The organism is Rhizobium sp. A22-96, assembly GCF_053521805.1.
Genome location: NZ_JBNWDQ010000003.1, coordinates 1,112,076 through 1,122,030, shown reverse-complemented (window position 1 = coordinate 1,122,030; position 9,955 = coordinate 1,112,076). Strand labels below are relative to the sequence as shown.

At 60.2% G+C, this 9,955-nt stretch carries 10 protein-coding genes and 1 pseudogene; 10 read left to right on the top strand and 1 reads right to left on the bottom strand.

Annotation, left to right across the window (positions count from 1 at the left end):
• Together ACQZ6F_RS18345 and ACQZ6F_RS18340 are read left to right on the top strand one after the other, a co-directional pair.
• Nucleotides 1–505, top strand: a pseudogene (locus ACQZ6F_RS18345) (caspase family protein); the annotation flags it as partial.
• 165 nt (nucleotides 506–670) lie between these two features.
• On the top strand, nucleotides 671–1,186 hold the full coding sequence (locus ACQZ6F_RS18340; protein ID WP_449093140.1) for a GNAT family N-acetyltransferase: 516 nt from the start codon (nucleotides 671–673) through the stop codon (nucleotides 1,184–1,186).
• Between the two features lie 12 nt (nucleotides 1,187–1,198).
• Here ACQZ6F_RS18340 and ACQZ6F_RS18335 read toward each other — a convergent pair whose 3' ends face one another.
• Complete coding sequence (locus ACQZ6F_RS18335) at nucleotides 1,199–1,876, bottom strand: alpha/beta hydrolase (protein ID WP_077471029.1); 678 nt, start codon at nucleotides 1,874–1,876, stop codon at nucleotides 1,199–1,201.
• A 233-nt stretch (nucleotides 1,877–2,109) separates the two neighbouring features.
• On the opposite strand from ACQZ6F_RS18335, the gene ACQZ6F_RS18330 reads away from it, so the two are divergent.
• The 8 genes from ACQZ6F_RS18330 to ACQZ6F_RS18295 all read left to right on the top strand — a co-directional run bounded on the left by ACQZ6F_RS18330 (nucleotide 2,110) and on the right by ACQZ6F_RS18295 (nucleotide 9,947).
• Nucleotides 2,110–3,276, top strand: coding sequence for a cysteine desulfurase family protein (locus ACQZ6F_RS18330; RefSeq protein WP_449093141.1), 1,167 nt, complete (start codon nucleotides 2,110–2,112; stop codon nucleotides 3,274–3,276).
• A 146-nt stretch (nucleotides 3,277–3,422) separates the two neighbouring features.
• On the top strand, nucleotides 3,423–4,892 hold the full coding sequence (gene sufB / locus ACQZ6F_RS18325; protein ID WP_449093142.1) for a Fe-S cluster assembly protein SufB: 1,470 nt from the start codon (nucleotides 3,423–3,425) through the stop codon (nucleotides 4,890–4,892).
• 69 nt (nucleotides 4,893–4,961) lie between these two features.
• The gene (gene sufC, locus ACQZ6F_RS18320) at nucleotides 4,962–5,717 is read left to right on the top strand and encodes a Fe-S cluster assembly ATPase SufC (RefSeq protein WP_068387179.1); all 756 of its coding nucleotides are present in this window, start codon (nucleotides 4,962–4,964) and stop codon (nucleotides 5,715–5,717) included.
• Nucleotides 5,718–5,739: 22 nt separating this feature from the next.
• Nucleotides 5,740–7,014 (top strand): Fe-S cluster assembly protein SufD, encoded by a 1,275-nt coding sequence (gene sufD, locus ACQZ6F_RS18315; protein ID WP_449093143.1) that lies wholly within the window; start codon nucleotides 5,740–5,742, stop codon nucleotides 7,012–7,014.
• Nucleotides 7,015–7,029: 15 nt separating this feature from the next.
• A complete protein-coding gene (locus ACQZ6F_RS18310) occupies nucleotides 7,030–8,271 on the top strand; it encodes a cysteine desulfurase (protein ID WP_449093144.1) in 1,242 nt (413 codons plus the stop codon).
• An 11-nt stretch (nucleotides 8,272–8,282) separates the two neighbouring features.
• On the top strand, nucleotides 8,283–8,663 hold the full coding sequence (locus ACQZ6F_RS18305) for an SUF system Fe-S cluster assembly protein (RefSeq protein WP_068387176.1): 381 nt from the start codon (nucleotides 8,283–8,285) through the stop codon (nucleotides 8,661–8,663).
• A gap of 76 nt (nucleotides 8,664–8,739) precedes the next feature.
• Nucleotides 8,740–9,129 (top strand): Fe-S cluster assembly scaffold SufA, encoded by a 390-nt coding sequence (sufA, locus tag ACQZ6F_RS18300; protein ID WP_068387173.1) that lies wholly within the window; start codon nucleotides 8,740–8,742, stop codon nucleotides 9,127–9,129.
• Between the two features lie 125 nt (nucleotides 9,130–9,254).
• Nucleotides 9,255–9,947, top strand: a complete 693-nt coding sequence (locus ACQZ6F_RS18295) for a ZIP family metal transporter (RefSeq protein ID WP_449093145.1) — start codon at nucleotides 9,255–9,257, stop codon at nucleotides 9,945–9,947.
• Nucleotides 9,948–9,955: the final 8 nt, after the last annotated feature.

Here is a 9,955-nt window from a genome sequence, read left to right as displayed (position 1 = left end):
CAAACCTGCTCCAGCGGGCGCGAACGACAATGCGCATGCGCTTCCCGGTGCGAAGGGGCAGCCATTGCCTGCCGTTGGCAATACGCCTCCGGTGAAGGGTCAGGGTCAGGTGGCAAAGACGCCGCCACAGCAAGCCGCTCCGACCGCCAAGCAGAACCCGGTTGCTGCAGCGCCCAAGCCGAATGCTCATGCCCAGGCGGCAAAGCCGTCAGCAGCCCCAGCCGTTGCCACCAGAGCCCCCGCCAAGCCGAGGGCGGTCAACAACAACCAGCCGCATATCGCAGCTGCGCCGCCGCCACGGCACGTAAACCCCGTGGCCGCGCAGCCACGGCCGGCGCCGCATGCGGTCGCACAGGCGAGGGCGCCTGCGCCGAAGCCTCAGGCTCAGCCGAGACCGCAGCCGCAGCCAAAGGTCGCGCAGCAGGTGAGGAGACCTCCGCCGCCGCCGCAGAAGCCGCCGGAAAAGAAGAAGTGCGGAGCCCCCGGGCTTCCTGCATGTCACTGATCGGCGATTTCAGCCGATGATCCAAGGGCCGCGTATGCGGCCCTTGCTTTTCGAGAGCATATATCGGGATGACCAGAAAGCCTCGCTGCTGTTAGCGGCTTGCCGGTCGATGACCGTCGTGGTTGAACATGAACTGCAGTTTCAGGATCGGGAAAAGGCAGACAGATGAGCGACGCCATCATACTCGAGACTCCCCGCCTTGTTCTGACGATGTGGAACAAGGGCGATGCCGAGATGATTCGGCAGCTTCATTCGACGATCGAGACGACCCGCTATCTTTCGGGAGCGGCGCCATGGACCTTGGAGAAGGCGGAAGAGCGCTTGAAGAGCTGGTTCGATGAACAGGCCCGCGACGGTACGACCAAATACAAGATGTTGCTGCGTGACGATGGCCGCTTTATCGGTCGTGCCGGATTTTCGCGCTTCCAGGAGAGTGGGCGGGGCGAGTTCGAGCTCGGCTATTCGATCCGGCAGGATGCCTGGGGTAACGGCTATGCCACGGAGATCGCCGGCGCGCTTGCGCAATGGTTTTTCAGCCGTGGCTTTGCCAGGGAATTTATCGCCTTCACGCATCCGGAAAATGCCGCTTCGCAGCGAGTGCTGCAAAAGATCGGCATGCGATACGAAGCGCCGATCACAGTCGGCGGCGCTCCGGGACTTTGCTTCAGAATGTCGCGCTAAAAGGGAGGCCTCTTAGCGGATACGCTTTGCGGCCGGTTCCGGCACCAGTTCGCCGTTCAGGCGGCGGTCGAGGTAATCCTCGCATTCGCCGAGAAGCGTTTCGACCTGGCCGTTGAAGAAGTGGTTGGCGCCCGGCACGATCTTGTGCGTGATCAGGATACCCTTCTGCGTCTTCAGCTTCTCGACGAGGCCGTTGACGTCCTTTTCCGGAGCAACCTTGTCGGCATCACCATTGATGATCAGGCCGGACGAGGGGCAGGGTGCGAGGAAGGAGAAGTCGTAGATATTTGGCTGCGGCGCGAGCGACATGAAGCCTTCGATCTCGGGACGACGCATCAGCAGCTGCATGCCGATCCAGGCGCCGAAGGAATAGCCGGCAACCCAGCAGCTCTTCGAATCGGGATGCAGGCTCTGGACCCAGTCGAGTGCCGATGCGGCATCGGAAAGTTCGCCGGCGCCATGATCGAATTCGCCCTGGCTGCGGCCGATGCCGCGGAAGTTGAAGCGGAGAGTGGTGAAGCCACGCTTCTGGAACATATAGAAGAGCTGGTAGACCACCTGGTTGTTCATCGTGCCGCCGAACTGCGGATGCGGATGAAGGATGATGGCAATCGGGGCGCTTTTTTCCTTGGAGGGCTGGTAGCGGCCTTCAAGGCGGCCTGCGGGGCCGTTGAAAATAACTTCGGGCATTGATACTCCGGCTCTTCTTTTTCTGCGTTTGAACCCAACGGCACGCAGCAAGTTGACTTGACGAATGCGCTCATCTTTTCTAGAACGCAGTTTAGAACAATTCGAAACTTGATGCGGTGTTCCGCGCGTTGTGTGTTCAACGATTTATGGAACGTGTCATAAGGCATGCCCGGCTGAAATTTCAAGGAAAATGAGCCGAACGCAGCAAAGCAATGTCAGGCAGGAAGAAGATCGTGGCGACAACGCGCCTTTATCTCGACTGGAATGCCACCGCGCCGCTTCATCCGGCAGCGCGCGATGCGATGCTACGTGCAATGGATATTCAGGGCAACCCAAATTCGGTGCATGGCGAAGGCAGGGCGGCGCGTGCCGCCGTGGAGACCGCACGCCGGCAGGTTGCGAGCCTTGTGGGTGCAGCGCCCGCCCATGTCGTTTTCACCAGCGGCGCCACCGAGGCTGCCAATACGGTGCTGACGCCTGAATTCCGCATGGGGCGCACGCCGCTTGTCGTCAGCCATCTCTATATATCCGCTGTCGAACATCCGGCAGTGCGCGAGGGCGGCCGGTTTTCGAAGGATGAGATCAGCGAGATCCCGGTGACCTCGGCCGGCACGGTCGACCTTGTGATCCTGGAAACAATGCTATCGGCTCATGACAAGGCGAGCGGACTGCCGATGGTGGCGGTGATGCTCGCCAACAACGAGACAGGAATTGTCCAGCCGGTCAGCGAGGTGGCCAGGATCGTTCAGGCGGCAGGAGGCATCTTCGTCGTCGATGCGGTTCAGGCTCTCGGCAGGGTGACGATCGATATCAATGCGATCGGCGCGGATTTTCTGATCGTGTCGTCGCACAAGATCGGCGGCCCTAAGGGTGCTGGTGCGCTGATCTCGCGCGGCGAAGTGCTGATGCCGAAGCCGTTGATCCATGGCGGTGGCCAGGAAAAGGGGCATCGATCGGGTACGGAGAATACCCTGGCTATCATTGGCTTTGGGGCTGCCGCGGAAGCCGCGCTCGTGGAGTTCGATGGCCGCAATGCTGAAATCGGCACTCTGCGCGATCGGCTGGAAGAGGGTATGCAGCTTGCGGCACCCGACGTCATCATCCATGGCAAGGATGGAGCGCGGGTGCCAAACACCAGCTTCTTCACCCTGCCGGGATTGAAATCCGAGACCGGGCAGATCGCCTTCGATCTCGAAGGCGTCGCCATTTCAGCTGGCTCTGCCTGCTCATCGGGCAAGGTCGGCGAGAGCCATGTGCTCGTTGCCATGGGATGCGACCCGAAGCTCGGGGCTCTGCGCATTTCGCTCGGTCCGACCACGACCGAGGTGGACATAGATCGTGCAATAGCTGCGTTTGTTCGCATCGCAGGCCGCCGCAAACTGGCGGGTGCAGCGGCCTAGGGCCCACAAATTTGCGGAAACGACAATTTCCGCTTGCCAAGCGGGCTGAAAAGTCCCTTTTGGCCGACTACATAGAGGGCAGACATAAGTCTGCCGCAACGTTGACAAGCTGCCGGACCTTGGATCCGGCGAGATTGGAGAACGAAATGCCTGCAGTCCAAGAAACGGTCGATCAGGTTCGCCAGATCGACGTGGACCAGTACAAGTATGGTTTTGAAACCATCATCGAAATGGATAAGGCTCCCAAAGGCCTTTCCGAGGATATTGTCCGCTTTATTTCCGCCAAGAAGCAAGAGCCGGAATGGATGCTGGAATGGCGTCTTGAAGCCTATCGCCGTTGGCTGACGCTGGAAGAGCCGAACTGGGCTCGCGTCGATTATCCGAAGATCGATTTCAACGACATCTATTATTATGCCGCGCCGAAGAGCACGTCTGGCCCGACCTCGCTCGATGAGGTCGATCCGGAACTCTTGAAGGTCTACGAGAAGCTCGGCATTCCCCTGCGCGAGCAGGAGCTCCTTGCCGGTGTCAAGACCTCGAAGATCGCCGTCGATGCCGTGTTCGATTCGGTTTCGGTCGTCACTACCTTCAAGGAAGAGCTGAAGAAGGCCGGCGTGATCTTCATGTCGATCTCGGAAGCGGTCCGCGAGCATCCGGATCTCGTGCGCAAATATCTCGGCAGCGTCGTGCCAACCTCGGACAATTTCTATGCGACGCTGAATTCGGCCGTCTTCACTGACGGTTCCTTCGTCTTCGTGCCGAAGGGCGTTCGTTGCCCGATGGAGCTGTCGACCTACTTCCGCATCAACGAGAAGAACACCGGCCAGTTCGAGCGCACGCTGATTATCGCCGAAGAGGGAGCCTATGTCTCCTATCTCGAAGGCTGCACGGCGCCGCAGCGCGATGAAAACCAGCTGCATGCGGCTGTTGTCGAACTCGTCGCGCTTGACGATGCCGAGATCAAATATTCGACCGTCCAGAACTGGTATCCGGGCGACAAGAACGGCAAGGGTGGTATCTACAACTTCGTCACGAAGCGTGGCGATTGCCGCGGCCATCGCTCCAAGATTTCCTGGACGCAGGTCGAGACCGGCTCCGCCATCACCTGGAAGTATCCGTCCTGCATTCTGCGCGGCGACGACAGCCGCGGCGAGTTCTACTCGATCGCCGTTTCCAACGGCCATCAGCAGGTCGACAGCGGCACCAAGATGATCCATCTCGGCAAGAACACCTCGAGCCGTATCGTCTCGAAGGGCATCGCTGCCGGCGTGTCGCAGAACACCTATCGCGGCCAGGTCTCGGCTCACCGCAAGGCATCGAATGCGCGTAACTTCACGCAGTGCGATTCATTGCTGATCGGCGACAAGTGCGGCGCGCACACGGTGCCCTATATCGAGGCGAAGAACTCGACGGCGCAGTTCGAGCATGAAGCCACGACGTCAAAGATTTCCGAGGATCAGCTGTTCTACTGCCTGCAGCGCGGCATCCCGACCGAAGCGGCGATCGCGCTGATCGTCAACGGCTTCGTCAAGGAAGTGCTGCAGGAGCTGCCGATGGAATTCGCCGTCGAAGCGCAGAAGCTGATCGGCATCTCGCTCGAAGGCAGCGTCGGCTGACGCTCCATAAATAATTAGTTTGGGCGCGTCTGGCGCGCCGTACGTCCATTCCTTCGTTAGGATTCTACAATGCTTGAAATCAAGAACCTGCATGCCCGTATCGCCGAAGACGGCACCGAGATCATCCGTGGCCTAAACCTGACCGTGAAGGCGGGTGAAGTTGCCGCCATCATGGGCCCGAACGGCTCCGGCAAGTCGACGCTCTCCTATATCCTCGCCGGCCGCAGCGACTATGAAGTCACCGAAGGCGAGATCCTTTATAATGGCGAGAGCATTCTCGAGCTCGACGCCGCCGAGCGTGCCGCCAAGGGCATCTTCCTGGCCTTCCAGTATCCCGTGGAAATCCCCGGTGTGGCCACCATGCAGTTCCTGAAGGTCGCTCTGAACGAGCAGCGCAAGGCACGCGGCGAAGACGAACTGACGACGCCGGATTTCATCCGCCGCGTCAAGGAAGCAGCCGCCAAGCTGCAGATCAACATGGACATGCTGAAGCGCCCGCTCAACGTCGGCTTCTCCGGCGGTGAGAAGAAGCGCGCCGAAATCCTGCAGATGGCGCTGCTGGAGCCGCAGCTTTGCGTGCTCGACGAGACCGACTCCGGCCTCGACATCGATGCACTGAAAATTGTCGCCGATGGCGTCAATGCGCTGCGTTCGCCTGACCGCGCCGTGATCGTCATCACCCACTATCAGCGCCTGCTGGACTACATCGTTCCGGACACCGTTCACGTCCTCTACAAGGGCCAGGTGATCAAGTCCGGCGACAAGACGCTGGCGCATGAGCTCGAAGCCAACGGCTATGCCGACATCATCGGAGCTGCAGCCTGATCGGGGCGGAAAGGATACGTCGATGAACATTCAGACGACGAACCGCCTCACCGCTGCCGAAACGGCGTTGATCGAGGCATACAACAATCAGCTCGGCGATCTGCCTGGCGACGGCGAGGTTTTTGCCGTCCGCGATCGCTTGCTCGATGATCTCAAGACCGCAGGCCTGCCGACGCGTCGCGTCGAGGCCTGGCACTACACCGATTTCAAGAACCTGCTCCGTCTGGTGCCAAGCGACATCGGCAAGGGCCTTGCCGAAGCCTTGCCGCCGATTGTCGAGGGATCTTCGGTGGTTACGCTTCTTCAGGGCAAGGCGAGCGAGAAGGCTGCCGCCAAGGATCTGACGATCGGCCGTTATGCCGATAGCCTGATCAACGGCACTGCCGCTGCGGGTCTGGAAGCGCTCGGCAAGGATGACGCCGTCGGGCGTATCAATGCCAGCTTCGTGCGCGATGGCTATGTCATCGATTTCCCGGATGGTACCGAACTCGATGCGCCTCTGGAGGTGCAGTTAGTTCATGCCGGCGGCCAGATCCACAGCCGTCTTCCGGTTACCTTCGGCGCTGACGTCAAGGCGACGGTCATCGAGCGTCACCAGGCCGTCGAGGGTGCTGCTGCGCTGGTCTCGTCGGTGAGCGAAGTCAAGATCCGCGAGCGGGCCGAAGTGACCTGGATTATCCTGCAGGAGCAGGGTAGTGAGGATACGCATCTCGGTCAGCTCCGCATCGATCTCGGTGCCGATGCCAAGTTGAGGCTGTTCGTCATCAACGCCGGCGGCAAGCTGGTGCGTCAGGAGCTTTACATCAAGGTGACGGGCGAGGGCGCTGATCTGACGCTGCGCGGCATCAACCTGCTCGGTGGTGACACGCATACCGACGTGACGATGGTGCTTGGTCATGACGTTCCGAACACCGGATCGACTGAGGTTATCCGCAATGTCGTGTTCGACCGCGCGCGCGGTGTCTTCCAGGGCATGATCCGGGTCGCGCCGGATGCGCAGAAGACGGATGCCAAGATGGCCTGCAACACGCTGCTGATGTCCGACGATGCCGAGTTTTCGGTCAAGCCCGAGCTTGAAATCTTTGCTGATGACGTGCAGTGCGGCCATGGAGCCACTGTCGCCGATATCGACGGCAACCATCTCTACTATCTGATGGCGCGCGGCATTCCCGAGAACAAGGCGCGGGCCATGCTGGTCAACGCCTTCGTGGCCGAGATTGTCGAGGAACTGGAAGACGAAGCACTGGTCGAGGCGCTGGAAGGCGTTATCTCCGGTTGGCTGGAAAAGCACGCCTGATTGGAGGCAAAGCTCGTGGACAAGATCGTGCCGGCAACGGCCTATGACGTCGAAGCCATTCGCCGGGATTTCCCGATCCTGGCGACGACGGTGCATGGCAATCCGCTTGTCTATCTCGACAACGGCGCGTCGGCGCAGAAGCCGCAGGTCGTCATCGATGCCATTTCGCACGCCTATTCGAACGAATATGCCAATGTGCATCGCGGCCTGCATTTCCTCTCGAATGCCGCCACGGAAGCCTATGAGGCGGCGCGCGAAAAGGTGCGCCGTTTCCTGAATGCGCCGTCCGTCGACGATATCGTTTTCACCAAGAACTCGACGGAGGCGATCAACACGGTCGCCTACGGCTGGGGCATGCCGAAGATCGGCGAGGGCGACGAGATCGTCGTCTCGATCATGGAGCATCACTCGAATATCGTTCCCTGGCATTTCATTCGGGAGCGGCAGGGCGCGAAGCTCGTCTGGGTGCCGGTCGACGATGAAGGTGCGTTCCATATCGAGGATTTCGAAAAGAGCCTGACGGAACGTACCAAGCTCGTTGCCATCACGCATATGTCGAATGCGCTCGGAACGGTCGTTCCGGTGAAGGAAGTGTGCCGAATCGCCCATGAGCGTGGCATTCCCGTGCTGATCGACGGCTCTCAGGGTGCGGTGCATATGCCGGTCGATGTGCAGGATATCGATTGCGACTGGTATGTCATGACCGGCCACAAGCTCTATGGTCCCTCGGGCATCGGCGTTCTCTACGGCAAGAAGGACAGGCTTGCCGAGATGCGGCCTTTCCAGGGCGGCGGCGAGATGATTTTCGACGTCACCGAGGAAAACGTCACCTACAACGACCCGCCGCATCGCTTCGAAGCCGGCACGCCGCCGATCGTGCAGGCGATTGGTCTCGGTTACGCGCTCGACTACATGGACAGCATCGGCCGCGCGACGATTGCTCGCCACGAGGCCGATCTGGCGGCCTATGCGGCCGAGCGGCTGCGCGATATCAATTCGCTGCGCGTCATCGGTACGGCGCCTGGCAAGGGCGGCATCTTCTCCTTCGAGCTCGCCGGTATCCATTCGCATGACGTCTCGATGATGATCGACCGCAAGGGTGTTGCCGTCAGGGCTGGAACACATTGCGCCCAGCCGCTCTTGAAACGCTTCGGCGTTACCTCCACATGCCGTGCATCGTTCGGCCTGTACAATACGCGTGCCGAAGTGGATGCTTTGGCTGATGCGCTGGAATATGCGCGCAAGTTCTTTGCCTAAGGAGGCAAGCGATGTCACTCGACGAAAGCGAACAGAAGATCGACGTACGCGAAGGGATCGTGCATTCCAGCATCCCCGAGGACGAACTGGCACGCCTCAGCGACGACATCATCGGCGCGCTGAAGACGGTCTATGATCCTGAAATTCCCGCCGATATCTTCGAGCTCGGACTGATCTACAAGATCGACATCGAAGACGACCGCATGGTGAAGATCGTCATGACGCTGACAGCTCCGGGTTGCCCGGTCGCAGGCGAAATGCCGGGTTGGGTCGAAAATGCCGTTGGCGCCATCGAAGGCGTTTCCGGCGTCGACGTCAGCATGACCTTCGATCCACCGTGGACGCCGGATCGCATGTCGGAAGAAGCGCAGGTTGCTGTCGGCTGGTATTGAAGCTTTAAGCCGACGGATTTACATTAAGACTCGAAGCGCCGGATCTTGACCCCGGTTGCGGAAGGAGAATGAGCCCATGGGCTTTGCAATCATGAGCATGACGGATACGGCAGCTGCCCGCGTCAAGGCGATCGTGGAGAATTCCGGCCCTGATGCCAAGGGCGTTCGCGTCGGCATCAAGAAGGGCGGCTGCGCCGGGATGGAATATACCATCGACCTAGTGACCGAGCCAAACGCGAAGGACGATCTGATCGAACATGATGGCGCCCGGGTCTGGGTTGAGCCGTCAGCCGTGCTTTATCTGCTCGGTACTCAAATGGGCTTCGAAAGCACGACCCTGCGCTCAGGCTTTACCTTCACCAATCCGAACCAGACATCGGCCTGCGGCTGCGGCGAATCCGTCGAGCTGAAGCCCGCCGATCTGGCAGCGTTGGCAGCTCAACGTCAGGCCGCGCAACCCGCATAAAGCGATTGCCACCGTATTTCCCCTTCATGCGCTTCGTGCTTTGATCGACGTATGCCCGGGTTTTCCGTCGCCTCCCCGGCTAACCGGTTCAGCCGGATAAAGTCAGCGGCGCTGCGGGGGACTTTATGGCTGCTTCGGCATGGGTTTACACACTGATCCCGGCCACGGCCGCTATCGCCGGCTCCGTGGTTGCGGTGAATACACGGCCGGGACCCAATCTTGTCAGTGCAATCCAGCATTTTGCCGCCGGTGTGGTGTTTGCGGCCGCCGCTGGAGAGATCCTGCCTGATATCATGCACAGAGGCTCTCCCCTGGCGACGGTTATCGGCGGCGCGATCGGCGTCGCCGTCATGCTGTTGGTCAAGCAATTGGAAAATTGGGCCAAGGGACCAGTTGGCCTGCTGGCTGCGATTGGCATCGATATCCTGATCGATGGCCTGGTGCTCGGCATCGGGTTTGCGGCTGGCCCGAAGGTCGGCTTGCTGCTGACGATCGCGCTGACGATCGAGGTGCTGTTCCTTGGGCTGACCGTGGCCAACGAACTGGGCGAGAGCGTTCGCTCCCGCACCAAAATCGTTGCAATCACGGCGGCGCTTGCGCTTCTGCTGCCGATCGGCGCACTGCTCGGGACGCCGGTGGCGTTGTTGCCCGGTCCGATCTTGACCGGATTCTTCGCGTTCGGGCTGATTGCGCTCCTCTATCTCGTCACTGAGGAGTTGCTGATCGAAGCCCACGAAACACCTGATCGTCCTTGGGTGACGGCGATGTTCTTCGCGGGCTTTCTCGTGCTTCTCCTGCTTGAAGAGTCTATCGGCTAGCGATTCCG